This window comes from Flavobacterium sp. 1 (assembly GCF_002797935.1).
GTDB lineage: Bacteria > Bacteroidota > Bacteroidia > Flavobacteriales > Flavobacteriaceae > Flavobacterium.
This window is the reverse complement of record NZ_PGER01000001.1, coordinates 3,141,025-3,167,238: the sequence shown is the minus strand read 5'-3', so window position 1 is coordinate 3,167,238 and position 26,214 is coordinate 3,141,025. Positions and strand designations below refer to the sequence as shown.

Annotated in this window: 19 protein-coding genes; 15 read left to right on the top strand and 4 right to left on the bottom strand. The window is 34.2% G+C overall.

What is annotated here, in order from left to right; genetic code table 11:
• Positions 1 to 28 precede the first annotated feature (28 nt).
• Entirely contained in the window at positions 29 to 1,087 is a 1,059-nt protein-coding gene (locus CLU83_RS12625; RefSeq protein WP_100431942.1) for an FAD-binding oxidoreductase, read from the top strand.
• On the opposite strand, the gene CLU83_RS12620 is transcribed toward CLU83_RS12625, so the two are convergent.
• A complete protein-coding gene (locus CLU83_RS12620; protein WP_100431941.1) occupies positions 1,088 to 1,468 on the bottom strand; it encodes a DUF983 domain-containing protein in 381 nt (126 codons plus the stop codon).
• A 75-nt stretch (positions 1,469 to 1,543) separates the two neighbouring features.
• On the opposite strand from CLU83_RS12620, the gene abc-f reads away from it, so the two are divergent.
• On the top strand, positions 1,544 to 3,454 hold the full coding sequence (abc-f, locus tag CLU83_RS12615; protein WP_100431940.1) for a ribosomal protection-like ABC-F family protein: 1,911 nt from the start codon (positions 1,544 to 1,546) through the stop codon (positions 3,452 to 3,454).
• Between the two features lie 237 nt (positions 3,455 to 3,691).
• Here the strand turns inward: abc-f and CLU83_RS12610 are convergent, their stop codons facing one another.
• Positions 3,692 to 4,657 (bottom strand): App1 family protein, encoded by a 966-nt coding sequence (locus tag CLU83_RS12610; protein WP_100431939.1) that lies wholly within the window; start codon positions 4,655 to 4,657, stop codon positions 3,692 to 3,694.
• Between the two features lie 63 nt (positions 4,658 to 4,720).
• Between CLU83_RS12610 and CLU83_RS12605 the strand changes: the two genes are divergently transcribed.
• Positions 4,721 to 5,590, top strand: coding sequence for a diacylglycerol kinase family protein (locus CLU83_RS12605; protein WP_100431938.1), 870 nt, complete (start codon positions 4,721 to 4,723; stop codon positions 5,588 to 5,590).
• A 10-nt stretch (positions 5,591 to 5,600) separates the two neighbouring features.
• On the opposite strand, the gene CLU83_RS12600 is transcribed toward CLU83_RS12605, so the two are convergent.
• Complete coding sequence (locus tag CLU83_RS12600) at positions 5,601 to 6,749, bottom strand: GNAT family N-acetyltransferase (protein WP_100431937.1); 1,149 nt, start codon at positions 6,747 to 6,749, stop codon at positions 5,601 to 5,603.
• A 355-nt stretch (positions 6,750 to 7,104) separates the two neighbouring features.
• Between CLU83_RS12600 and CLU83_RS12595 the strand changes: the two genes are divergently transcribed.
• Complete coding sequence (locus tag CLU83_RS12595; RefSeq protein ID WP_100431936.1) at positions 7,105 to 7,386, top strand: 4a-hydroxytetrahydrobiopterin dehydratase; 282 nt, start codon at positions 7,105 to 7,107, stop codon at positions 7,384 to 7,386.
• 53 nt (positions 7,387 to 7,439) lie between these two features.
• Here CLU83_RS12595 and CLU83_RS12590 read toward each other — a convergent pair whose 3' ends face one another.
• Positions 7,440 to 7,928, bottom strand: a complete 489-nt coding sequence (locus CLU83_RS12590; protein ID WP_100431935.1) for a DUF1761 domain-containing protein — start codon at positions 7,926 to 7,928, stop codon at positions 7,440 to 7,442.
• A 179-nt stretch (positions 7,929 to 8,107) separates the two neighbouring features.
• Between CLU83_RS12590 and CLU83_RS12585 the strand changes: the two genes are divergently transcribed.
• The 11 genes from CLU83_RS12585 (at position 8,108) to CLU83_RS12535 (ending at position 26,023) form a co-directional block, all read left to right on the top strand.
• Complete coding sequence (locus CLU83_RS12585) at positions 8,108 to 8,965, top strand: leucine-rich repeat domain-containing protein (RefSeq protein WP_232727094.1); 858 nt, start codon at positions 8,108 to 8,110, stop codon at positions 8,963 to 8,965.
• Between the two features lie 814 nt (positions 8,966 to 9,779).
• Positions 9,780 to 12,911 (top strand): TonB-dependent receptor, encoded by a 3,132-nt coding sequence (locus CLU83_RS12580; RefSeq protein ID WP_100431933.1) that lies wholly within the window; start codon positions 9,780 to 9,782, stop codon positions 12,909 to 12,911.
• Between the two features lie 16 nt (positions 12,912 to 12,927).
• On the top strand, positions 12,928 to 14,400 hold the full coding sequence (locus CLU83_RS12575) for a RagB/SusD family nutrient uptake outer membrane protein (RefSeq protein ID WP_100431932.1): 1,473 nt from the start codon (positions 12,928 to 12,930) through the stop codon (positions 14,398 to 14,400).
• A 28-nt stretch (positions 14,401 to 14,428) separates the two neighbouring features.
• Positions 14,429 to 15,997, top strand: a complete 1,569-nt coding sequence (locus CLU83_RS12570; RefSeq protein ID WP_100431931.1) for an arylsulfatase — start codon at positions 14,429 to 14,431, stop codon at positions 15,995 to 15,997.
• A gap of 60 nt (positions 15,998 to 16,057) precedes the next feature.
• On the top strand, positions 16,058 to 17,968 hold the full coding sequence (locus tag CLU83_RS12565; RefSeq protein ID WP_100431930.1) for an arylsulfatase: 1,911 nt from the start codon (positions 16,058 to 16,060) through the stop codon (positions 17,966 to 17,968).
• A 193-nt stretch (positions 17,969 to 18,161) separates the two neighbouring features.
• The gene (locus CLU83_RS12560) at positions 18,162 to 19,229 is read left to right on the top strand and encodes a sterol desaturase family protein (RefSeq protein WP_100431929.1); all 1,068 of its coding nucleotides are present in this window, start codon (positions 18,162 to 18,164) and stop codon (positions 19,227 to 19,229) included.
• Positions 19,210 to 19,932, top strand: coding sequence for a thioredoxin domain-containing protein (locus tag CLU83_RS12555; protein ID WP_100433721.1), 723 nt, complete (start codon positions 19,210 to 19,212; stop codon positions 19,930 to 19,932). Before CLU83_RS12560 ends, CLU83_RS12555 begins: the two co-directional genes overlap by 20 nt.
• A 287-nt stretch (positions 19,933 to 20,219) precedes the next feature.
• Positions 20,220 to 21,302 carry a formylglycine-generating enzyme family protein gene (locus tag CLU83_RS12550; RefSeq protein WP_100431928.1) on the top strand — a complete coding sequence of 361 codons (1,083 nt, stop codon included), beginning with the start codon at positions 20,220 to 20,222 and terminating at the stop codon, positions 21,300 to 21,302.
• A gap of 473 nt (positions 21,303 to 21,775) precedes the next feature.
• Entirely contained in the window at positions 21,776 to 22,606 is an 831-nt protein-coding gene (locus tag CLU83_RS12545; RefSeq protein WP_100431927.1) for a Two component regulator three Y domain protein, read from the top strand.
• A 335-nt stretch (positions 22,607 to 22,941) separates the two neighbouring features.
• Positions 22,942 to 23,247: a hypothetical protein gene (locus tag CLU83_RS12540; protein ID WP_100431926.1), complete on the top strand. Its 306-nt coding sequence runs from the start codon at positions 22,942 to 22,944 to the stop codon at positions 23,245 to 23,247.
• A 601-nt stretch (positions 23,248 to 23,848) separates the two neighbouring features.
• The gene (locus CLU83_RS12535) at positions 23,849 to 26,023 is read left to right on the top strand and encodes an alpha-N-acetylglucosaminidase (RefSeq protein ID WP_100431925.1); all 2,175 of its coding nucleotides are present in this window, start codon (positions 23,849 to 23,851) and stop codon (positions 26,021 to 26,023) included.
• Positions 26,024 to 26,214 lie beyond the last annotated feature (191 nt).

The window sequence follows — 26,214 nt, the reverse complement described above, 5'->3', positions numbered from 1 at the left end:
TTTTGTTTTCTTTAATATTTTTTTATTCATGATTGATTATATAATTGTTGGAGCTGGTTTGGCTGGGATTTCATTTTGTGAAAGGGCATTGCTTCATGAAAAAAGTTTTGTTGTTTTTAACAACGACTCTCAAAATTCATCGAAAATTGCTGGAGGATTATACAATCCTGTTATTTTAAAGCGATTTAGTGAAGTATGGCAAGCTAAAGAACAATTGGAATTAATGACTGATTTTTATTCTAATTTAAGTAGCAGGATACCTAATAAGTTTGATTTTAAAGTTCCTATATTAAGAAAGTTTTTCTCTATAGAGGAGCAAAATAACTGGTTTGCAGCCTCTGATAAAGTAGCTTTAGCTCCTTTTTTATCGACTTCTTTGTGTTTTAATGAATATGAAGGTATCGATTCTCCTTTCGGTTATGGAGAAGTACTGCAGACTGGATTTGTAGATACAGCTTCACTGCTTTCTAAGTATCATGATTTTCTGTTGTCTCGCCAACTTTTGCTAAACGAAACTTTTGATTATGATGCTTTAATTGTTGAAGAAGATAGAGTTTTATATAAGAATCTTGAAGCTAAGCATATTGTTTTTGCAGAAGGTTTTGGTTTGCATGCTAATCCTTTTTTTAATGAACTCCCTTTAGATGGGACGAAAGGGGAATTGTTTGTGATTAAAGCTCCTGATTTGAAACTTGATGTCATAGTCAATACCAGTGTTTTCATTTTGCCATTAGGCAATGATTTGTTTAAAGTTGGTGCAACTTATAATTGGAAAGACAAAACTGATTTACCCACAGAAGAAGGAAAAAAGGTATTAATTGACAGGATTAAAGAGATTGTTTCCTGTGAGTTTGAAATAATTGAACACTATGCTGGAGTCCGTCCAACCGTTAGAGACAGGAGACCATTAGTGGGAACTCATTCAGAATATAAAAGGGTTCATGTCTTGAACGGATTGGGAACTCGCGGTGTGATGCTGGGTCCGGCTATGGCCAAAGCGTTGTATGATAATATCGAAAATTGTATCTTGCTGGATAAGGAAATTGATATTAAAAGATTTACCAACAAACGTAAAGGAAAATCGTAATTAGATTTTAGTTGGCGGGTCATATTTAACAAACATGTTGATGTAAATGTTTCTTGACCATCTTAATACTATTGGAAACAATATAATTAATGCAGCAATGATAGCTATGAAAGATGTTTGTATGCTGGATTTAAATATAAGATAAGATATGATAAAAGTGGCAATTCCAACTCCAACATTCAAACCATAGCTTACATACATAGCTCCATAAAAGAAAGAAGGTTCAATCTGATATTTTAGTCCGCAATGGCTGCAATGGTCATTCATTTTGAGTACTGATCCTAAATGTAAAGGATTTTTGTCTACATACATACTCTCATTCATGCATTTTGGACAAGTTCCTGTTAAAATGCTATATAGTTTGGATCCTTTTTTTAACATTTGCAAAAAATTTAATTTTTCTGTTTTTAGAAAGACCAAATTTACTAATTCATAAAGGAATAAAATAATTAATACATGCTTAATATACATAATTTATCGGTTTCGTTTGGTGGTTCATATTTGTTTGAAGAAGTTACTTTTCGATTGGGTGCAGGTGACCGTGTAGGTCTTGTTGGAAAGAACGGTGCAGGGAAATCGACAATGCTCAAAATGCTGGCTAGAGATTTTGCTCCGGATTCTGGAGTGATTTCTCAGGAGAAAGAAATTCGTTTGGGATTTTTGCGTCAGGATATTGATTTTGAAAGAGGCAGAACCGTTTTGGAAGAAGCTTACGAAGCTTTTACCGAAATCAAAATTGTAGAGAAAAAATTAGCCGAAATTAACCATCAATTAGTAACCCGAACTGATTATGAAAGTGAAGAATACAGTCAAATTATAGAAGACCTGTCTGATTACACCCATCGTTTTGAATTGTTAGGTGGTTATAATTATGTTGGGGACACCGAAAAAATTCTTTTGGGTCTGGGTTTTAAAAGAGAAGTTTTTGACAACCAAACTGAAACTTTTTCGGGAGGTTGGAGAATGCGTATCGAATTGGCCAAATTATTATTGCAGTCAAACGATGTATTATTACTGGATGAGCCTACGAATCACTTGGATATTGAAAGTATTATTTGGCTGGAAAGTTTTTTACGCAATTATCCTGGAGTTGTGGTTATTGTTTCGCATGATAAAATGTTTTTAGATAATGTGACGAATAGAACTATAGAAATTTCGCTAGGTAAAGCGTATGATTTCAATAAACCGTATTCTCAATATCTGGAACTGCGTCATGAAATTCGTGAAAAGCAATTGGCTACCCAGAAAAATCAGGCTAAGAAAATTGAAGAAACGGAGAAGTTAATTGAGAAATTTAGAGCCAAAGCTTCTAAAGCCTCGATGGCGCAGTCGTTAATCAAAAAGCTGGATAAAGTAGAACGTATTGAAGTTGATGAAGACGATAATTCGGTTATGAATATTTCATTTCCAGTTTCGAAAGAGCCAGGCAGAGTAGTTGTTGAAGCTGAAAATGTTACCAAAAGTTATGGTGATAAAACGATTCTTAAAGAGATCAGTTTATTAGTAGAGCGCGGCAGCAAAATTGCTTTTGTCGGTCAAAATGGTCAAGGGAAATCGACTTTTATTAAAGCTATAGTTGACGAATTTGAATACCAAGGTTCGATTAAATTAGGTCACAATGTACAATTGGGCTATTTCGCCCAGAACCAAGCCGAATATTTAGACGGTGAGATTACTTTGCTACAGACAATGGAAGATGCAGCAATGGATACAAACCGAATGAAAGTGCGCGATATGCTGGGTTCTTTCCTGTTTCGTGGCGATGATGTAGAGAAAAAGGTAAAAGTGCTTTCTGGAGGTGAAAGAAACCGTTTGGCACTGTGTAAATTATTATTGCAGCCTATTAATGTTTTGCTGATGGATGAGCCTACCAATCACTTGGATATAAAATCTAAGAATGTTTTGAAAGCTGCTCTGCAAAAATTTGGAGGAACATTATTGTTAGTTTCTCACGATAGGGATTTTCTGCAGGGAATGTCTAACATCGTTTATGAATTCAAAGATCAAAAAATCAAAGAATATCTAGGGGATATTAATTATTTCTTGGAACAGCGCAATTTGGAAAACATGCGTGAAGTAGAGAAAAAAGATATTGCTAAAGCGGCAGCTCCTAAAGAAAGCAATAAAGCGTCCTATGAAGATCAGAAAAAAGGAAAAGCTCTGCAAAATAAGTTGAGTAAAATAGAAAGTCAGATTAAACAATTGGAAAAAGACATTCAGCACGATGATAAATTGCTGGCTTCCAATTATGACAAACATATTGAAGATGCTTCTTTTTTTATAGCGTATAACAAAAAGAAAGCAGAATTGGATAAATTACTTTTGGACTGGGAAATTGTTCAGGAAGAAATTGATAATTTTAAATGATAGAAAAGCTCCATTTTTGGAGCTTTTTTTATAAAATTTGGATTATTTTTTTAGGTAATGTGGTTAAAAAAGCAAAACACCTCTCCTTAGCCCCGATTGAAGTGAAAATCCTTTGTGGGCTGGGGTTCAGCCCACAAAGATTGTAACGGATAGCGGGACGATATTTCCTAAAATGCCCAATCTTTCTGCTCCTAAAAAATAATAATCGAGTTTAGGTTTGTATTTAGCATTCTGTCACTAAATAACTTCAATATTTTTTGAATGTTCAATAGCTTCTTCACTGTTTTTAAAATAACAGATTTCAACATTTAATTCTTTTAAATTGTTTAGAGCTGCTATTACTTTTTCTGATTTAGAACTCCCTGTCTGTCTGATATAAACAGCTTTTACATTTACGGGGAAAATTTTACAGATATTCTCATATAAATATGGATCCTCCTGTGAATCGTCGCCTAACAGAACGTATTTCAGATTTGGATAAAATTCCAGAATATGTTTTATTTTTTCAAATTTATGGTTATGGCTTCCTCTGCCTGTGAAAACAAAATCTTTTAAACTAGTTTTAATATCTTTTAGCAATAAAACCGCTCTGGGCAATTGATGAATTTCGGTAAAGCGAATTATAAAAGTATATAAATTCCATTCACTGCTTGATACATAAAAAAATGCATTCTGTTCGTTTTTATTATTTCTGCCTGCAGAACTTAAGGCTTGATAATGGGAAACTACATTTCGGTAGATTTTTCTGCTGTTTACATTTCTAAACAATAAGACATACAGTTTTTTAAAAGGATTTGATGTGTACGAAACTAAGAAAGTGTCATCAATGTCTGATATAATTCCAAGACTGCCTTGAGTAGGGCGAATATAACTTCCTTTTTCTGCGATGCTTTCATTATTGTGTATAATGCTTACTTCATAATCAATCCAGCCAAAACCAACTGCAGCATCAACAGGAATGCAAAATTTAAAATAACCGTCATTTAATGTTCTTGTACGGATTGTTGAATTTTTATACTTTAGATACACATCAGCATTTGCTTGTGTTTTTGTTCGGAATAAATTAATTATCGCTGCCGCATTTTTGAAATTATTTTTTTTATAATCATAATCCTTGACTTTGTTGGAATTAAATACATGCCCCATAACAATGAGTTCCTGTTCATTGGCATATCCACGGTATAATTTTAAAAAAGGCTTCATGTGATATGATTGGTTTTATTATCATTAAATTTATTGTTTTTAATTTACATACTAACCCAAATTATGAAAAAGAGTATTATCATGGTAGTAAATCCAATATCAGGCGATGTTGATAAAACTCAATTTGTAGAGGAGGTCAGTTTTTTTACAGAAAAAGAAAATTTGGAACTCATTTTATATGAAACTACTGGAGAGGGCGATTTAATTAAGATAAGAGAACTATATAATAATTATCAGCCTGAAAGAATTTTAGTTGCCGGCGGTGATGGAACTATAAAAATGGTTGCTGAAGCAATAGAAAAACATGATGTAATTCTCGGAATTTTACCAGCTGGCTCCGCAAATGGTCTGTCGGTCGATTTGAACTTGCCAACAGCGCTTGATGATAATCTGAAAATCGCTTTTTATGGTAATTATATCGAGATGGATATGATTGCTATCAACGGTAAAAAAAGCCTGCATTTGAGTGATATCGGATTAAATGCTGATCTTGTTAAAAATTATGAAAACAGCGAGATACGTGGTATGTGGGGATACGCTATTCAAGCCTATACAACTTTAAAAGATATGGATGATCCTTTTGAAGCAACAATCACTGCCAACAATCAAACCATTAAATGTGCGGCCAGAATGATTGTAATTGCTAATTCGCAAAAATATGGAACAGGAGTTATAATTAACCCAGAGGGTTCAATGAACGATGGGAAATTTGAATTAGTAATTCTTAAAAATTTGGATTTGATTGTTTTTGGAAAAATCATCACTGGAAATATGCCGATTGAGAATGATGATATTGAAATAATCTCTACCGACCGAGCTACTATACAAACTAATATTCCTGTAAATTTCCAAATTGATGGTGAGTATTGCGGAGTCGAAAGTCTTTTGGAAATCTCTATTTTGCACAAACAATTAAAGGTAGCTGTTGCTTAAATTTCGTCAATTATTTAAATGGATTTCTTTCCTGCCAGACAATTTCTGGTTCTAATTTTGGAAATATTTTAGGAACATGTTTGTTTATTTTGGAATTACTGTGTTCCATAAAACCAAACATTTCCATTGGTTTCGCCCCAACAGAACTTTTTATTTCTAAAGCTGTTCTGGAGAAAATAATTTCTTTATAACCTTTATTGATCGAATAGGCAATCATATCATAAAGCATATTTAAATACAGCATTCTTTCCTTTTGAACGGTGTCGTCATAACCTAAAAAATAGGTATCTATCGTGTTGCCGTTTTTGATTAATGTGTTGAAACCGATAAGCTTTTCGTCCAAAAAATAACCATAAAATAAGAAATTGTCTTTCAGCGTTTCTTTAAAAATTCTAAAATGATTTTTGGTCAGGAAGAAAGTATTAAAAGGCGCATTCTGGGCAACATGATGGTATAAGTCATAAATAGCCGTTTCATGTTTTATGATGTCCTCCAGATGTAATTTTCTTTTTTCAATCCCTTCCGCTTTTTTTCGCGCTCTTTTGTACTGATCCCGGTATTTTTTGGTCAGTGAATCAATATAATCCTGTTCAGTCTTCCATTCATCCAGAATGGTAAAGGTCATGTTGGGCTGAATGCGGTATTTATAGTCTTTTCTAAAAGCGTCAGAGGCGAAGTTTTCGGCATCTTTTTGTGTATAATCTTTAAAAGTGGTGATATGCACTTTTTTGCCCATCGATTTAAACTTCAATTTTAAATTGGCAGTTGCTTTTTTTAAGGTTTTAATGCCCTCTGTTGGAGTAATTGAGTCCGAAAAAACATAAGAGTTTTGACCAGTAAGCATGTTGTTGCCGATGAGCAGCACATGAGAAGCAAAATTTTTCAGAACAAATTTCCGAACACTGGCTTTAACACAGCGGTCTCTGTCGCCAAAAGATTCCAATTTATTTAAATCCAAAAATTGCGAGATTGCTATTCCCACTAAATCTTGATCCTTAAAAATTCCAATATAATGGCAAATCATGTTGCATGGAGCCGATTTTTCTAAAATTTCAAAATAATCCTTGGACAAAAAAATATTTTTACATCCCAGATCATCCCAGTTTTCTGGAAGTTGAGCTGTGGTTTCGTAAATCTGATATGAAAGAGTTGTTTTCAAGCTGGACAAGTATATTTTTTCAAATTTAGCAATAAAGTTAGTTTAATGGAGAATAGTTTTAAAGTTTCTGAGTTACTAAGATTCTAAGTCTCTAAGCTTAATTTGGAGCAGAAACATTTAGCATTTTTGTCATTATCTAAAAAAGAAAGATAGTAAATAGTTACAGTATCTGGCAATTCTAAAAAATTAACCGCAAAGGATGCAAATCTTTGTGTGTATAGTGCTTCCTTTTGCGCACTTTTCGATTAAAAATATCTGTGTAAAATTGTTTCAAGCTCCAAATTTAGCATTTCAAAAACTTAGCTTCTTAGAATCTCAGATTCTTTTCCTTAACTTTATAGAAAATAAATGATTTATGAAAACATATACAGAAGAATCAGCGAGCCCTTTTCTGGAAAATTTAAAGGAGTGGCATTTTAAAGAAAATGCAATCGAGAAAGATTTTAAGTTTAAGAATTTCACACAAGCACTTGGTTTTATTGTACAAGTGGGAGTGTTGGCCGAGAAGATGAATCATCATCCAGAGCTTTTTAACGTATATAATAAAGTGAATATTCGTTTGAATACACATGATTCAGGTGGAGTGACATCAAAAGATTTTGAATTGGCCAGCCAAATAGAAGCATTATTTCAATAAAAAAAGCCTTATTTCTATGCAACCAGAAATAAGGCTTTCTTTTATACTTTGCTTTAAACCCATCCGCAAATCAAAGATCCTATGATAGTCAAGCTAACTATCCAAAATCCTGCATGAATCCAAATATATTTCCAAGATTTTCTTTCAAATAAACCGTTTATTCCAATTATTGGTAAGGCAAAAAATAAACCGGACATAAATCCATGCAAAGCCCCATGCTTGAATGTTCTGTAGGCAGTTCCATAATCGGCCATGAAGGCTTTAAATGAAGGAAGTGCTTCATTGATTTTCGGTGGTCCTCCAATCATTCCCATCGCTCCAGTTTGATGGATTGTTAATGACATTTCAATCATGACAATAAATAAAGAGAAAATATAGGTCAGACCAAAAATCTTCAGCATGTTTCCTTTTTGAAGTTCCTCTTGAGTGAGACCAGTTTCTTTCATCCATATAGTTCCAAATACTTTTGGGTTATACCAGATAAATCCAACTACCAATGTGGTTAATGCGCTTACAAAAATTGCAATACAATTCATTTCCATAATTAAAGGTTTTAAGGTTATACATCAAATATAATTTAAATTTTTGAAACATAATCATGTTTTATTAAATATTGTAGCTTTTGGATTATAATAAAAAACAAAAAGTGTATTTTATCGATAAAATTTGCATTTTAATGAATTTATGAGTTACTTTAAATTGTTAAACCTAAAAAATAAAGATGATGAAAAATGTTATTGCATTATTTTTGACGGTTTCGTTTTCTATTTCCTTATTAGCAAATATTTCAAATAGTGAGAGAGATATTTTGGTTAAGTTATATCAGAAAACAAATGGCAGTCAATGGGTTGTAAAATGGGATTTGAATGCTCCAGTTTCGACTTGGCATGGAGTTAAAATCGAAAATGAACAAGTGATAGGAATCAATCTTTCGGATAATAATTTAGTAGGGATTTTACCGATTGAGATAACTAATTTAAAAAATTTAACAGAATTAAATTTATTTAAAAATCAGATTTCCGGAACAATACCACAAAACATTGGTAAATTAAAAAAACTGCAGGAGTTAAACCTATCGTTTAATAAATTGACAGGTTCTATACCAAATTCTATTTGTAAAATCCAGCATTTAAAAACTTTAATCCTTTTCATGAATAATCTTTCTGGAGAGTTGCCAGGTGAAATAGGGAATTTAAAAGAACTGGAAGTTATTTCTTTATTTAATAATCAATTAAGTGGAGAATTTCCAGTGTCATTATATGAATTGAAGCATTTAAAAGAATTATCTGTGAGCAGCAATGAATTTTCCGGACATATTAGCAAGAATATTGAAAAGTTAGTTTCATTAGAAAAATTAAGCTTATTTGATAATAAAATGAGTGGGCAAATCCCTTTCAATATTGCTAAGTTGCAGAATTTAGAAAAAGTGAATTTAGCTTATAATTCTTTTTCCGGTTATGTGCCAGCTATTTTGGCAGAAAAAAATGGTTTCAATCTTACAATGAGAAGTGAATCTGGTGTTGCATTTAAATTGGAAGTTATGAATACCTCCAAAGGAATTCTGGCAGCTGATGAATAAAACAGAATGGTTGATAAAATTTGTAAGTTATTGTTTGTAGTTTGATTTTGAGTTTTAAGCGTTATAATTTTTTAAAATTATAACGCTTTTTAAATTAATATACTTCAGTAGGATTTGTGTCAATTCATTCTTTAAGAATATGTATTTCCAGATATGAAATATTTTAAAATCAGCGCTCTTTTCAAATATTTTTAATAAAAACATTACTTTATGGTTTCTATCTTAGAAATATTTCATTGAATGAAATAAGAAGTAATGTTTTGATATTTAATATATTATATGTTTGTGTATCTGTGTCTGTTTGCTGTTTTATTCAAATTAATAATTGGTTTGCAAAATGTTATGTTTTTTTTTGGTGGTTTTAAATATTAATTATAAGTTTGTCTATAGAAATAGTATAGTTTAAAAACGATATTAATCATTAACACTTATATTTTGAAAACAATCAAAAACACCACTTTTTTGATCATGCAAGGATCTTCATCATTCGACACTCTTAGTCGAATGTGCTGTTGCTGTTAGAGTTTTCAATTTATCCCAATTTACATTTCCGAATAATCTTTTTAAAGTAATTTATTGAAACAAATAAATTATTTTGGATGTTTGTTTATATGCTTTTTCCCTAAAAAAACAATTTAATACTAATAATTAAAATAGAAATAAAATGAAAATACTAATGTGCTGTAGATAAAAAAAGCCATTTCTGCGGCAACAGAAATGGCGAGTTTAAAAAAGAAATGTTCATCTCAAAAAGGATAGAAAGCTGATTTAATCTGCCTTCAGGACTCCTTATTTATTAAACCAAAACAAAGTAATGAAAAAAATATTATATAATCTTTCTTGGTTAGGTATTTTTCTGTTTTCATTTGGAATCCAGGCACAAGATACGAAACCCCTTATTCAGTCTAAACTTGACGGAACAGTAGTTAATAAAATCTCAAATTTACCAGTAGCGGGAGCTTCTGTAATTATTAAAGGAACCACCCACGGAGTGGTAACCGATGCAGAGGGTAAATTTTATTTTCAAACTGGACAAAAATTTCCATACACCTTAATCATAACTTATATTGGCTATAAAAAAGCTGAAGTTATTGCAGATGGAAGTCCGCTTATTGTCAATTTAGAGGAGGATCTTCAAGAGTTGAATGAGCTGGTGGTTGTAGGATATGGAACTCAAAAGAAAAAAGATATCACTGGTGCAATATCATCGATTCCAAAAGCAAATTTGGCTCAGGTTACTTCCTCTGCCGACAATTTATTGCGCGGAGCGATTCCAGGAGTTGTTGTAACCCAAAGTTCAGGCCGTCCAGGGGCAACTTCCAGTGTTCGTATTAGAGGAGGGAATTCAATTACAGCAGGTAATGAACCGCTTTATGTTGTGGATGGAGTATTAATCTACAATGACAACAGCAACGGTACGGCTGGAGTTACTTATGCAGGAGCTGGAGTAAATGTACTTTCAACAATTAACCCTGCCGATATTGAGTCTATTGACGTCTTGAAAGATGCATCGGCAACTGCGATTTATGGTTCCCGTGGTGCAAATGGTGTGGTGCTTATCACAACTAAAAAAGGGACTAAAGGACAGGACAATATTTCCTATCAAGGTTATTTTGGAATTCAAAATGTGTCAAAAAAGATAGATTTATTAGATGCGAGCCAATGGGCAAGCCTGCGAAATGATGTTCAGGCAAGTATTGGTCAAGCGCCATCTTTTTCGGCTACTCAAATTGAAGCTCTTAAAACATCAGGAGGATATGACTGGCAGTCGGCGGCTTTTAATTCGGCAGCTCCTGTTCAGAACCACCAATTAACATTTTCGGGAGGTGATGACCGCTCCAGATATGCAGTTTCATCAGGTTATTTTAATCAGGAAGGAATAGTAATAGGGTCTGATTTTAAACGAATTTCTCTTCGTGCCAATTACGAAAGAAACTATTCTCAGGCTTTTAAATTTGGTGTAAATGCAAATTATAGCAATTCAATATCAAATGGAGTAGGAACTAATGGAGGCACTGCTGCCGGAAGAAATCCAAATCCATTGGTTAGTATCCTGCTTACTGCACCGGTAGTTCCAATCCGGAATGATGACGGAAGCTATAATGTAACCAATAATCCTTATGCAACATCAGTTAACGGTTACGTACCCAATCCGATTAATGATTTGGGAAATACTGTAAACGAAACTAAAATCAACAGAATTTTGACCAGTTTGTTTGGAGAATACAAAATCAACAAAGAAATTACGGCCAAAGTTGCTGTTAGCGGTGACGTAATTAACACCAAACAAAACTATTATGCACCATCGAATACAACGACTGGTGCTCCAACCAAAGGACTTGCTTCTTCTGGTGACAGACTGGTAAGTTCAGTATTGAATGAAAATACTTTGAATTATAATACCCATTTTGGAGAGGATCATAAATTCTCTGCTTTGGCTGGATATACACTTCAATATACTCAGGGAGAAGTGGTGAATGCAGGAGCAAATACTTTTGTAAATGATGCCAATACTTACAATGCGTTACAGGATGGTGTGGCTGTAAAACCTTATACAGAAGCATTCGAAAGCGTATTGAAATCGTGGCTGGCCAGAGCAAATTATTCTTATAAAGGGAAATATAATCTGACAGTATCTGCGCGTGCAGATGGTTCTTCAAGATTTGGTACTGAATCACTTTGGGGCTATTTCCCTTCAGCTGGATTTTCCTGGAACATCACAGAAGAAGATTTTGCCAAAAACATTAAAGGGATAAGTGATGCAAAACTTAGGCTGAGTGCTGGAACTACAGGGAATCAGGAAATTGGAAATTATCTTTCATTAGCTTCTATAGGGTCTGTTAATTATGCTTTTGGAGGTACATTGCAAACTGGATTGGCACCAACCCGTTTGGCAAATCCAGATTTGAGATGGGAAAAAACAGATCAGTATAATATTGGTTTAGATTTATCATTATTGGACAGAAAAATAAATTTTGTTTTTGATGCATACTATAAAAAAACAAATGATCTGCTTATAAGTGTGCCAGTTCCATTAACTTCAGGATTTGCTACAGTACTTCAAAATATTGGTGGTGTAGAGAATAAAGGTATTGAAATTGGTTTGATCACCGAAAACATCAAAACAGAAACGTTTTCATGGAATTCTAACTTTGTTTTTTCTGCCAACAGAAATAAAGTATTGGAAATCGGAAATGGAGTGAATCAATTTTTCCCGATAGTGCCAAATGGTTCTTTATTACAGCAACAACCCGTAACGGTTAAAGTGGGATTGCCACTAGGAACTTTCTGGGGATACAAAACCAATGGAATTTTTCAAACTCAGGAGGAAGTTAATACGCAACCTAAGATTAACAGTCTTGCCAATACAAAAATTGGAGACAGAAAATACGTAGATACCAATGGAGACGGAATAATTACAGCCCTTGACAAAGGAGATCTTGGAAGTTCACAGCCTAAATTTGTTGGAAGTTTCAGCAACACCCTTTCTTACAGTAACTTCGATTTGAGTTTTTCGTTCCAGGGTGCTTATGGAGGAAAAATATTTAACGCGCTAAATCAGCAATTGGAAATTTCTACTCTTGGAACCAATGCTGCTGCCACTTTATTAGATCGTTGGACTCCAACTAACCCAAGCAATGAAATCCCAAGAGCTACAAGTTCTCCACTCGGAATTGTTTCGGAACGTTATGTGGAAGATGCTTCTTTCTTGAGATTAAAACTAATTACTTTAGGATACACTTTCCCAAAAAGCATTTCTTCAAAAATTGGAACTAAGAGTATTAAAATATACGTATCTGCCGAAAACTTATTTACATGGACTAAATACACAGGCTATGATCCAGAGGTAAGTTCTTATGAACAAAATAATTTATATCCCGGAATTGACTTTGGCGCTTATCCAAATTCTAAAACATTCATTACGGGCTTGAACGTAACTTTCTAAGTAAAAAAATATAACAATGAAAAAGATAATAATAACATTCATATTAAGTACAGGTTTATTTGTATCGTGCACGGATCTGGAGGTAACGCCGACCTCTTTTATAACCGAAGAAAATTTCTTCAAAACCCAGGATGATGCTGTGGCCAGTGTGACTGCAGTTTATGCTTCTCTAAGCCTTGACTCGGGTGAGCAGAGTTTATTCGGAAGAAATCTTTATTTCCTGACAGACATGGCTTCTGATTATGCTGCAGCCGGAGTTTCGGCGACGAATCCTCAGGTAAGAGCTTTAAGCAGCTTAACCCATGATGCCACTTCAGATCGTGTTCAGGTAGCTTGGCGTCAAATTTACAATGGTATCAACAGAGCCAACATATCTATTGATAATATTTCTAGAGTATCAGGGTCAGAAGTAGTAAAAACTAGATTGATTAATGAAGCTAAATTCATTAGGGGGTTATTGTATTTCCAAGCCGTTCGTCTTTGGGGTGGAGTTCCAATCGTTTTGCATGAAGCCACTTCTATTAATGTAGAAAGTTTAAAATCAAAAAGAGCGTCTGTAGAAGAAGTTTATGCTCAGATTATTTTGGACTTAAAAGATGCTGAAAGCTTACCGTCAGCTTATCCGGCTAATGAAGCTGGAAGAGCTACATCAGGAGCAGCAAAAGCTATTTTAACGAAAGTATATTTGACCAGAAAAGATTGGACAAATGCAATTCTTAAAGCAAAAGAAGTGATTAATGGCGGATATGGATATGCGCTTTTTGAAAACTTTCAGGATATATTTACGAAAACAAAAAAGAACGGCAAGGAACATATTTTTTCTGTTCAGTTCGAACCGAATCAAGCAGGAAACGGTTCCAGCGGAAGTACTTTTCAGGCAACATCATTTACCGGATTTACAGCAACTGAACCAGCAGATATTATTTCGGATGTAGCTTTGTTCTATGATATTTATGCCGAAGGAGATGTTAGAAGAGATGTGAGTTATAAAAAACAATTATTGAATCCTGCTACTGGAACATTGTATACTTTCCCAAAGCCAATTTTCGGCAAATATCTTGATTTGACCAATTTAGCTACACCGTCAAATGTGGCTATCAATTTTCCAATAATCCGTTATGCGGATATCTTATTGTCTTTGGCAGAAGCTATTAATGAAAAAGACGGAGCAACTTTAGAAGCTCATGAACTTGTGAATCAGGTAAGAAGAAGAGCTTTTGGAAAAGCAATCTCAACACCGGATGTAACTGTGGATTTAGTAGGTCTTACAACGTCTCAATTAAGAGAAGTCATTCGCGAAGAGCGTAAAAAGGAATTTGTCCAAGAGGGGCAAAGATGGTTTGATTTAGTACGCTGGGGAACTTTGGTTACCGAAATAAAAAAAGTAACGGCTAAAAACTCTGTTTCAGAAAGAAATAATTTATATCCGATTCCGCAGAGCGAAAGAAATATTGACCCGGTAGGTTTACCTCAAAACCCTGGATATTAATTAAAAACCTTACATACGAGTAAATAAAATGATTAAAAAACTGTTCATTCTTGCCCTGTTGGTTGTTGCACAATTTCAGCTATTTGCACAGAAAAAGCAACCTAACATCATCGTCATTTTGGCGGATGATTTAGGTTTCTCAGATATTGGTGCTTTTGGCTCAGAAATTAAAACTCCAAACTTGAATAAACTCGCTAAAAACGGGCTTATTCTAAAGCAGTTTTATAATGCGGGGCGTTGCTGTCCTTCACGGGCTTCATTGCTCACGGGTTTGTATTCTCATCAGGCAGGTATTGGAGACATGGTTCAGGACAAGGGATTTCCGGCTTATCAGGGATATTTAAACGAACATTGTATCACGATTGGGCAAGCACTCAAACAGGCAGGATACAACACTATTGTTTCCGGAAAATGGCACGTTGGTTTAGTACCATCAGCCTGGGCGGTGAATCGGGGGTTTGATGATTCTTTTACTTTACAAAACAATGGGAGCAGTTATTTCAACTCGGAACCTTTATATAACGACGGAAGAAAAGTTACTTTTTTGAAAGGAGATAAAGAAATTATTCGCACGGATACTTCTACTTATTTGACTCAGGAAATAACCAATTTTGCCCTTAATTCTTTAGAAAAACAACGAAATCACCAAAAGCCTTTTTTTCTGTATGTGGCTTATAATGCCCCGCATTGGCCCATTCAGGCATTGCCGGAAGATATTGCAAAATACAAAGGCAAATACCTGGGAGGCTGGGATAAATTGAGAGCAAGACGTTTTGAAAAATTAAAAAAACAAGGAATCATTGATAAAAATTGGGACTTATCAAATCGTTTTGAAAAAGTGCCGGATTGGGAAAAACTAAGTGCCGGAGAAAAAGACAAATGGGATACCCGAATGGCAATTTACGCTGCCATGATCGACCGAATGGATGCCGGAATTGGAGAAATCCTGCAGAAAGTAAAGTCTTTGGGAGAAGAAAATAATACCCTTATTCTTTTTCTTTCGGATAATGGCGGAAGTGCCGATGATGTGAAAAATTGGAATTATGTTACACAAAAAAATGGAACAGCAGGTTCGGTTGCATCGATTGACAGTTACGAAAGTCCTTGGGGAAATGTGAGCAACACGCCTTTTCAATTATTCAAAAAGAACACCCATGAAGGCGGTATTGCTTCCCCTTTTATTGCTTATTATCCAAAGCATATTAAGGCAGGTACACTAAGCAACAGAGTAAGTCATTTGATTGATATTTTTCCAACTTGTCTGGAGTATGCCGGTTTTCAATATCCTGATTTTTTTCGAGGAAAAAAACTCACGTCCTTAGAAGGTATTAGCTTAAAAAAGGAATTTGAAGGACAACAATCTGATGCACATGAAGCTTTATTTTGGGAACATGAAGGCAGCAAAGCAGTAAGAAAAGGTCAGTGGAAAGCAGTAGCCGAAAACAATCAGCCCTGGGAATTGTACAATCTTGCTACAGACCGGACAGAAACAAAAAATGTGGCAAAATTAGAACCAAAACTGCTACAAAACCTGATTGAATTACATCAACAATGGTCAATAAAAGTAGGTGTAGAAGATTGGAATAAAATAAAATAAAATTTTAGTTTAAAATTATACTAAATACATATAACAAATAAAATATTAAAAAAAGAAATTATGAAAAAAATTAAAATTAACTCAAAAATCAAAAATCCACAAAAAGGGCTTTTGATTACTGCATTGCTTGTTGCACAGCTGGGCTTTGCACAAGAAAAATCAGAATTTAAAGGTACAATTGGAAAAACCTTAGCCGATTCTAAAGAATACTGGCCAGAACCTGTAAAAGCTCCTGCCAGCGCTCCAAATATTGTTTGGATTTTACTGGATGATGTAGGATTTGGAGCCTCAAGTGCTTTTGGAGGTTTGATCAGCACACCTACTTTTGATAATTTGGCCAATAATGGTTTGCGCTATACCAATTTTCATACTACGGCAATTTGTGCTCCTACCCGTGCAGCATTATTAACCGGCAGAAATTCCGGACGAGTTCATGAAAGTGGTTTTTCACACACTATTCTATCAGCAGGATTTCCTGGCTGGGACGGAAGAATTCCATCAGACAAAGGAACAATTGCTGAGATTTTAAGAGATAAAGGATATAACACTTTTGCTGTGGGTAAATATGGATTAACTCCTGATGAAGAGGCTACCGATGCAGGACCTTTTGACAGATGGCCAACAGGAAAAGGATTTGAACACTTTTTTGGTTTCTTAGGATCACAAACCGATCAGTACAAACCTGATTTAGTAGAAGACAATGCACATGTAACACCTGATGGACGACATTTAACCGATCAGATTACTGATAAAGCTATTAGTTATATTACCAAGCAGCATAAAGCAGCCCCGGATAAACCATTCTTTTTATATTATGCACCGGGAGCAGTTCATGCACCTCATCAGGTAGATAATTCGTGGAGTGATCCATATAAAGGAAAATTTGATGAAGGCTGGGATGTCTATCGTGAAAAAGTATTGGCGAATCAGAAAAAACTGGGTGTAATTCCTGCTAATGCTGTACTACCGGGACGCAATCCGCTTATTACAGACTGGAAAAAACTAAGTACGGATCAAAAGAAAGTATATGCCAGATTTATGGAAGTATATGCAGGATACCTTACTTATACGGATCACGAAATTGGAAGAGTAATCAATTATTTAAAGGAAAGCAATCAATTAGACAATACCTTGATTTTTGTTGCAATTGGTGATAATGGAGCCAGTAAAGAAGGTACTTTGCAGGGTACAATAAACCAAAAACTTTTTTCACAAATCGCTGATGAAAAAAATCTTCAGGATAATTTAAATAATATCGGAGAAATTGGAACTCCACAAGGTTTAAATACAAATTATCCTTTAGGCTGGGCACAGGCAACCAATTCCCCTTTTAAAAATTGGAAACAAGACGCACATTCAGAAGGAGGAACCCGTAATCCGCTGATTGTTTTTTATCCGAAGGGAATTAAGGAAAAAGGAGGAATCAGAAATCAATACAGCCATGTAACTGACTTACTTCCAACAACATTGGATATTGCAGGAATTAAAGCTCCGGAATATATCAGAGAAATTAAGCAGGATAAAATCCAGGGTTCCTCATTTCAGGCTTCTTTAGATAATCCAAAAGCAGAATCATTGCATAAAGTACAATACTATTACATTTTTGGAAACAGAGCCATTTATAAAGATGGATGGAAAGCCGCTGCGGCTCATTTGCCTGATTCGTTTGCTGTGAAAAACAGTTTGGGTAAAAATGAAAAACCTGCACCAAGTAATTTTGACACAGATGTTTGGGAATTATACAACCTAAATGAAGATTTTAACGAGCGTAATGACCTGGCAAAAAAACATCCTGAAAAATTAGCCGAGCTTAAAAAACTGTTTGATGAGCAAGCCAAAGAGAATAACCTTTATCCGCTAATTGACTGGCAGGATGTATACAACAGAAGAATACATAATACCGGAGCAGATAAAGATAAAACTGTTCAGGATTTGATTCAGCAAGCAAGCAAACCCGGTGGTACTAATTAATAAATAATATAAGAATTCAGGTCTTTCAATACCTCTAAAGACCTGATTCTTTTTAAATCAAATTATCATGAAACTAATAGATTTTCAAATCATAGGAAAAAAGATTGTTGTGGGAGCAATTCTCTTTTTAGTACCGCTGGTTGTTTTGGCTGGAGGTTTAGCAATAATTAATCAATTTTTAAAATAAGAAATCATGGCAACAGATTATAATTCAAAAAGCAAACTGACAAGAGATTTGAGCATTAGTCTTTTGTTATATACATTGCCGGTATTGGCAATTTATCTATATTTCAAATTAAGTAATGGCGTTGTAAGCGAATCACATATTTCATTACCATCTTTTTTAGAATTTACAAAACTGGCATTCGAAAATATCCGAACTTGGGGATTAATCGTTTTTATGCTGATTTTGGGAGCAGTTGAATTTGCTGCAGGTTTATATGACGATCAATGGACTGGCACGGAACGCAAAATAGACATTGTTAGTTTTTTAGCACCAAAATTGATTTTACCTCCGGTAATCACTTTTTTCAGCTTAACTGCGTTGCCGTATTTAATTCCTAATCTTGCCAATACATTATCTTGGGTTCCTTTTTGGGGAGGTTTTTTCCTGATTGCAATTGCCGATGATTTAACGCAGTATTGGTACCATCGTTTACACCATCAGATTCCATTTTTATGGCGTTTTCACAGGACGCATCACTCGGCTTCGTATATGGGAATGGCAATGGCTTCGAGACAAAATTTTATTTACACCGTGTTTTTCTCTCAGATTTATTTGACAGCAACGTTAACGTTTTTAGGGTTAGGATTACCGGCTTTGTTTGTTACCGTGATAAAAAGCATCATTACTTTGGCTGCGCATTCCAGCCTTGCTTGGGATAAACCGTTTTACAAATACAAAGCTTTGCATCCTATTGCATGGGTTTTAGAACGTCTTATTTCTACTCCGGCAACACATCATGCGCATCATGCTGATACAAGCGGAGATGGTGTCGGACACTTTAAAGGCAACTTTGGAAATATGTTTTTCCTGTGGGATGTGATTTTTGGTACGGGTTTAATCACTCGTAAATTCCCCGAATCATACGGAACTAAAACATATAAAGGCGAAGAATGGTATGCACAGTTCCTTTGGCCAATATTCAAATCTAAAAAAGAGGGAAGCCCTTTAGCTGAAGGCGTTCTGTCGATTCCAATTTCTCAAAGTAAAAATGCTGTCATAATTAATTCAGATGTATATGAACCAGTTCAGTCATAAATCATTCAAAAATAGTATAACAGCAATTGTATTTTTAGTTACTACAGCTGGATTTTCTCAAAATCAAAATGCGTTTACCTTAAAAATAGATTCCTTTTCTGCAAAAATTAAGGAGCAAAAAAAGCCACAGCTAATTGATGCGCGAGGTCCGGAAGAGTTTTCGCTGAATCATATTAATGGAGCGCTTAATTTTAATTTAGAAACGGAGAATTATGGTAAATATACAGATGCACTGGATAAATCAAGACCAGTGTTTATTTATTCGATTGGTGCTGGAAGAAGCGGTCAATTGGCAAAAGAATTATTAAAAAACGGTTTCTCTGAAGTGCATGATTTAGAAGGTGGAATTGCTGCCTGGATAGGATCAGGAAAGCCTTTTTATACTAATTTGAAAAGTAAACTGACATTGGCAGAATACAATAAAATCATTACCGATAACAATACTGTTTTAGTTGACATTGGTTCCAGATATTGCGGTGCCTGCAAAAAAGTGAAACCTGTTTTGGAAACTATTAGAGCGGAATATGGAGCTAATTTAAAAATCATCGAAATTGATTTAGAAGAAAGCCCGCAAGTGATATCGGATTTAAAAACGGTTACCGTTTTTCCAACATTGATTCTATATAAAAAGGGTAAAATTGTTTTCAAAAAAGAGGGAGCTGATGATTTGAAAAAGAATGTTAATCTGGCTTTTGCAAATTAAAAATGAAATTAGTCAGTCAGCATGACAAGTTTTTAATTAGTGGCTGAGGATTGGCAAAAATATTCATCATCAGTTATTTTAACACGAAAACAGCAGTACAAATTTGGAAAGCTGTTGTTTTATTATATATGATTGGTAGTATTAAAATAACTATCAAAGGATTTTTATGAAATTAACTATATAAAAAGTAAAGCTTGTTTATGTTTTAAATTTTTATTGACTGAAATTTAAAGCGTTACGGTTTTTTTACTGTTTTAAAGTTTGAGTTATCTCAATTTACTATTGATATGAATATAAAAAAATACAGTTCAATTGCAGTGATTGTTTTATCAGGCTTATGTTCTGCTTTTGGACAGGAAAGTAAAACTGTGGCTGTTGTTGCGGCTAATTGCCAAGCTTTGTGCAAGGCAAATACTTCCAAAAAAGCATTATTGCTGCAGTCAATTAATGCTAATGCTAAAGAGAATGCAACGGGTTCTACTAAAGAAATGGTTTGGATTGCCGGAGGTGAATTTAATATGGGAACCAATGATTATCCAGATGCAAAACCTATTCACAAAGTGAGTGTAAAAGGGTATTGGATTGATGAGCACGAAGTGACAAATGCTCAATTTGCAGCCTTTGTGACAGCAACGAAATATGTGACAATTGCAGAAAGACCATTGGATCCAAAAGATTATCCGGGTGTTCCGCTTGAAAATTTAGTGCCAGGCTCGGCTGTATTTGTGCCTCCAACAGGAAAAGTGGCTTTGGATAATATTCAGCAATGGTGGCAATACGTTCCAGAAGCTAATTGGCAGCATCCAAATGGACCAGAAAGCAGTATTGTTGGATTAGAAAATAATCCCGTGGTTCAGGTTAGTTATCTCGATGCTAAGGCTTATGCGGAATGGGCAGGGAAACGGCTTCCTACTGAGGCCGAATGGGAGTTTGCAGCTAGAGCTCAAAGACCGTCTACTAAATATTATTGGGGAGCTGATCTTAAGCCAAATGGTAAATGGGCTGCTAATATTTTTCAGGGAAGTTTTCCAAATAATAATACTGCCGAAGACGGTTTTGCAGGAGCCGCTCCAGTAAAATCTTTTCCTAAAAATCCATTTGGGATATATGATTTGGAGGGGAATGTCTGGGAATGGTGTAACGATTTATACAGTGATGATTATTATAAAAGCAGTGCCAATGATAATCCAAAAGGACCTTCCGTAAGTAACGATCCCGAAGAACCGGGAGTAGAAAAGCATGTTCAAAGAGGAGGTTCTTATTTATGCAGCGATCAATATTGTATCCGATATGTGGCAGGAAGCCGAGGTAAAGGAGAAACAACAAGTGCTTGTAATCACTTGGGATTTCGTTGTGTAAAGGATAAATAATAAAAGTTAAAAACAGTAATTTAATCAGTTGAATTCCTCGAGGCTCTGCCTCGGGGTAATTCATTAATAACAGTAAAAAGCTATTGTACGCTTTTTTGACAGCACAGCTGTTCAATATTATTATCACGCTCATAATTGCCTTTTTGTTGTTTGGTAAATAATAGAAGCAAGCCGGAATAATTTTGTAAAAGATAATAAACTAAAAATTTTAATATCTTATGACAAAAACATTTATAGAGAATGAAAAATCCAAAGATAGACAGCGAAATCTCTTTATTTATGCTTGTAAATTAATTAGTTAGTTTATTTTACTTGATTTTTTTGTAAGTGCAACAATTCATTTTTGAAGAGCTGCACTTTTTTTGTAGGATATTTTTCTGTCAATATTTTTTTTCTGTTAATTAGTCGACTTTTTTTGTTTTTTGGCGAAGTTTTTAATTATTTTTGCCTCAACTAACTTTTAAACGAAGTAAATGAGTAATAAAATTACGCTGCTGATTTTTACCATATTCTTTTCATTCTCTGTTTTTGCAAATTTTTCAAAAGCAGAAAAGGAGGTTTTGATAAAATTAAACCAGGCTACCAATGGAGCTAAATGGACTAATAAATGGGATATTTCTTTACCAATGGATAAGTGGTATGGAATAAAAATAGTAGATGATAAAGTAGTTTCAATAAACTTGAAAAACAATAATTTAACAGGCCGCATACCTGTTGAAATTACTACTTTGCTGAATCTGCAGGAATTAAATTTAGGTACTAATTTGTTGAATGGCGAAATTCCGCTTAATATTGGTAATCTGAAAGCATTGCAGGTATTAGATCTTTCTTTTAATAGGCTGACAGGTTTTATTCCTAATTCAATTTGTTCACTCCCTAATTTGCAGACTTTATTGCTTGACCGTAATATTTTATCTGGTGAGCTGCCTCAGCAGATAGGAAAACTGTCTATGCTTGAGAATCTTTCTTTATATGAAAACTCTTTTCAGGGATCTTTGCCTCTTTCTTTTTACGAGTTAAAATCTTTGAAATTACTTTCCTTATATACTAACAGATTCACGGGGAAATTAAGCCCTTCAATTGGGAATTTGGTATTGCTGGAAAACTTGAATCTTTTCGATAATGATTTTAAAGGTCAAGTTCCAATAGAATTAGAAAAGTTAACCCATTTAAAAAAATTAAATATATCCTATAATTTATTTTCAGGTTTGGTGTCCAATAAATTATCATTATTGGATAAGCTGAATATGACCATGAGAAATGAAATAGGAAATGTAGTTTCTTTACCAATTAATAAGGGATAAAATTATTCTGAAAAGAGTAAAGAGACTAAGAAGATTGTTTGTTTTAATACATTTAGTTAGATTGCCCTGTAACTTCATACATTACAGGGTTTTTCGTTTTTTATAGGTATGCTTCATCCTGTTGGGTGTTTATTAAAAATATACATAAATTAAAGGTAGTTTTTATTAAATGAATAAGTGAAGTTATTTTAATAATAGCTCAATGTTATAAATTTGATAATTTACACCTCATTATTATATCAGTTTCTTTTTTTTATCTAATTTTATTGAGAATTAAGCTAAAATGAAAGCTGAAAAAGAATAAAATTTAATTTATCCACATTAATTATAGAATTATGGTAGTACAGTATCAAGGAGAGCAAAACGGAAATTCAACAACATTTTCTTTAAGAATTATTGGAAATAATCTGTCGAAAAGCAGTTCTAATTACCAAATAGATTTATTGGCTGGAGACAAGCCGTTGCCAATTTTTACAAGTTCAATTCATCAGAGTCTGTCAAATTGCCTGAAAGAGATTTACTTGTTCAGAAAGCATAATAACATCAGGTTTGATGCTTCTTCAGAAAGAGTGGCTCCAAAATTAGTTCCTTATGATTTGGTTTTATACAATGCTAATAAGCAGGGATTGTTTAGATCTTAAGTTATTTTATCGATGTATAATAATATAAAGACTGTTCAAAATTGAGCGGTCTTTTTTTTTGCTGTCAGTTTTAGTGAGATTACTTTGCCCTTTTTGTAATATATAAGTTATGCTAACATGGATAATCCAAAAGCATTAATCGTGGTTCCTTATTTATTTGGGCAGTCTGTCTATAGTTTTGAATGATACGTCCATTATTTAAGAGTTCATTATTTTATAATTTTATCCTTAAATAAATTGCCGAAATTATTCATAATACAGTGATTGTTTTAAAAGCTGAACTCGATAATTAGTTTTGGAGCAGAAAGATTCGGTATTTTCAGCAAGCATCGTCCCGCTTTCCGTTGCAATCTTATGGATCGTCTCGTCTTTTGGGACGAGACGATCCATAAGGATTTTCACTGCAATCGGGGCTAAAAGGGAATGTTTTGCTTTTTTGCCATCATTCAAAAAAATAATCCAAGATTTTAATTATGTTCAGCGGTTTAACCGTTGAATATAATAATTGAATTCAGGTTTTAAAATTTCTGTAAATCTGAATGAGTTATATTTTTAAAATTATCAAAAAAATAAATGTGTAAGAAATTAAAACTGCAGCAAAATGACAAAAGAGACCTTGAGTAAAAACAGATTAATGAAAAGTGCAGCCGCTTTTCTTGTTTTTTTTTTATTTGTAACTAACGGATACTGTAAAAACGGGAAGGATACCCAAACTGCATCTGCAGTACTGGAAAGGCTTATTGGAAAACGGGCAAATGAATTTGACTTAATTATCGTCGAAAAAAATAATGAAGCCGATTGGTTTGAAGTCGAAACAACAGCAAATCGGGTAAGAATTAAGGGTACAACCAATACGGCAATCTGTTATGGAGCCTATAGTTTTCTTAAGGACATAGGAGCTGTTTTGGTTACTTGGGAAGGAAACAGAACAGCTTTGCCAAGAACATGGCCAAAATATTCAAAACAACTAGCTACACCTTTTAAATACAGGGAATATTTAAATGCCTGTACGTTTGGTTACACGACTCCGTGGTGGGATTGGAAACGATGGGAACGAGAAATAGACTGGATGGCGCTTCACGGCATCAATCTGCCTACAGCATTAGAAGGTCAGGAAGCAGTCTGGCAGCAATTATGGAAAGAGTATGGGCTAACTGACGGTCAACTGCAGGCGCATTTTGCAGGACCTGCATTTTTGCCTTGGCAAAGAATGGGGAACATCAACAGTCTTGAAGGGCCATTGCCACAAGATTGGATAAACAAAAAGGAAAACGTTCAAAAGCAAATACTGCAAAGGATGAGAGCATTAGGAATGCATCCAGTTGTACCGGCTTTTAGCGGATATGTGCCAAAAGCATTTGCGGAAAAGCATCCAAATTCAAAAATAAGTGAATTAAAATCCTGGTCAGGAGGAGGTTTTGAAAGCACATATTTGTTAGACTCAAAAGACCCTTTGTTTAAAGAAGTCGGTAAACGTTTTATAGAAATTTACACAAAATTATATGGGCAGTCTGATTTTTATTTAGCTGATTCTTTTAATGAAATTACGCCTCCAGTTTCTGCAGCGCATAAATATGAGGAACTGTCCGATTATGGGAAAACCATTTTTGAAACCATTAATGAAGCTTCTCCAAGCGCTATTTGGGTTATGCAGGGGTGGCTTTTTGGAGATAACAAAGAGTTTTGGACTAAAGAAGCAACCAAAGCTTTTCTTAGTAAAGTGCCAAACGACAGATTAATGATTCAGGATTATGCAAATGACAGGCATAAAGTTTGGGAAAACCAAGAAGCTTTTTACGGAAAGCAGTGGACTTATGGTTATGTGCATAATTATGGAGGGTCTAATCCAGTTTATGGGGATTTAAATTTTTACAAAAATGAACTGATAAGCTTATTGAAAAATTCTAATAAAGGCAATATTGTTGGCTATGGAGCAATGCCAGAAGGATTAAATAATAACTCAATTGTTTACGAATACATCTATGATCTTCCATGGAATAAAGGCAGGGAATCGGTAAATGACTGGCTGAAAGAATATTTAAACGCTAGATATGGGAAAAAGACTTCTGCCCCCGTTTTTCAGGCTTGGCAATTGTTATTAGAATCGGTGTATAGCACTAAATATTGGGAAACGCGCTGGTGGAATGACAGAGCGGGAGCTTATCTGTTTTTTAAGAGACCTACGCTAAAAATAACTGAGTTTAAAGGAAATCCCGGAGATAAAGAAAAGCTAAAGCAGGCTATCGATATTTTGAAAAAAGAAGCTAAAGCTAAAAATTTCGATAAAAATGCTCTTTACTCTTATGATTTAATAGACGTTTCAAGACATTATTATTCACTTCGTATTGACGATTTATTGATAGAATGCGTTAAAGCCTATCAGCAGAAAAATATAAAAAAGGCAGATGAATTGTTTAAAAGAATTGAAAAACAAGCTGCGGATATTGATACTATGATGTCGGGACAGCCTTTGAACAGCTTGAATAATTGGCTGAAATCTGCTTCCGATTACGGAAGTTCTCCTGATGAATCCAAACTGTACATAAAAAATGCAAGAACATTAATAACACTGTGGGGAGGAGAAGGACATTTAAATGATTATGCATCCAGATCTTGGCGTGGTATGTACAAAGAATTTTATTGGCCAAGATGGAAAATGTTTTTGCTGGCATTAAAAGAATCTGCAGTCAACAATAAACCATTTGATGAATTGAAGGAAAGAGAATCAATAAAACAATGGGAAATAAAATGGACTGAAAGCAAAGAAATCCATTAGTAGTTTTAACTCTTTGAGTATAATTCAAAAAAAATATTTAACACATAGAAACATAGATTTTATTTGAAAAATAAGAACACAAAAAGAAATTCATTTCTTTCACATAGGTTACTATGTGTATTTTAAATAAGTGAAACGCCAAGTTTTAAGCTTTTAAAATCTATGATTCTATGTGTTTGAATTAATTATGC

Coding starts and splice junctions, on each gene's coding strand:
- CLU83_RS12625 (WP_100431942.1), top strand. CDS start 29: ATGATTGATTATATAATTGTTGGAGCTGGTTTGGCTGGGATTTCATTT.
- CLU83_RS12620 (WP_100431941.1), bottom strand. CDS start 1,468: ATGTTAAAAAAAGGATCCAAACTATATAGCATTTTAACAGGAACTTGT.
- abc-f (WP_100431940.1), top strand. CDS start 1,544: ATGCTTAATATACATAATTTATCGGTTTCGTTTGGTGGTTCATATTTG.
- CLU83_RS12610 (WP_100431939.1), bottom strand. CDS start 4,657: ATGAAGCCTTTTTTAAAATTATACCGTGGATATGCCAATGAACAGGAA.
- CLU83_RS12605 (WP_100431938.1), top strand. CDS start 4,721: ATGAAAAAGAGTATTATCATGGTAGTAAATCCAATATCAGGCGATGTT.
- CLU83_RS12595 (WP_100431936.1), top strand. CDS start 7,105: ATGAAAACATATACAGAAGAATCAGCGAGCCCTTTTCTGGAAAATTTA.
- CLU83_RS12590 (WP_100431935.1), bottom strand. CDS start 7,928: ATGGAAATGAATTGTATTGCAATTTTTGTAAGCGCATTAACCACATTG.
- CLU83_RS12585 (WP_232727094.1), top strand. CDS start 8,108: ATGATGAAAAATGTTATTGCATTATTTTTGACGGTTTCGTTTTCTATT.
- CLU83_RS12580 (WP_100431933.1), top strand. CDS start 9,780: ATGAAAAAAATATTATATAATCTTTCTTGGTTAGGTATTTTTCTGTTT.
- CLU83_RS12575 (WP_100431932.1), top strand. CDS start 12,928: ATGAAAAAGATAATAATAACATTCATATTAAGTACAGGTTTATTTGTA.
- CLU83_RS12570 (WP_100431931.1), top strand. CDS start 14,429: ATGATTAAAAAACTGTTCATTCTTGCCCTGTTGGTTGTTGCACAATTT.
- CLU83_RS12565 (WP_100431930.1), top strand. CDS start 16,058: ATGAAAAAAATTAAAATTAACTCAAAAATCAAAAATCCACAAAAAGGG.
- CLU83_RS12560 (WP_100431929.1), top strand. CDS start 18,162: ATGGCAACAGATTATAATTCAAAAAGCAAACTGACAAGAGATTTGAGC.
- CLU83_RS12555 (WP_100433721.1), top strand. CDS start 19,210: ATGAACCAGTTCAGTCATAAATCATTCAAAAATAGTATAACAGCAATT.
- CLU83_RS12550 (WP_100431928.1), top strand. CDS start 20,220: ATGAATATAAAAAAATACAGTTCAATTGCAGTGATTGTTTTATCAGGC.
- CLU83_RS12545 (WP_100431927.1), top strand. CDS start 21,776: ATGAGTAATAAAATTACGCTGCTGATTTTTACCATATTCTTTTCATTC.
- CLU83_RS12540 (WP_100431926.1), top strand. CDS start 22,942: ATGGTAGTACAGTATCAAGGAGAGCAAAACGGAAATTCAACAACATTT.
- CLU83_RS12535 (WP_100431925.1), top strand. CDS start 23,849: ATGACAAAAGAGACCTTGAGTAAAAACAGATTAATGAAAAGTGCAGCC.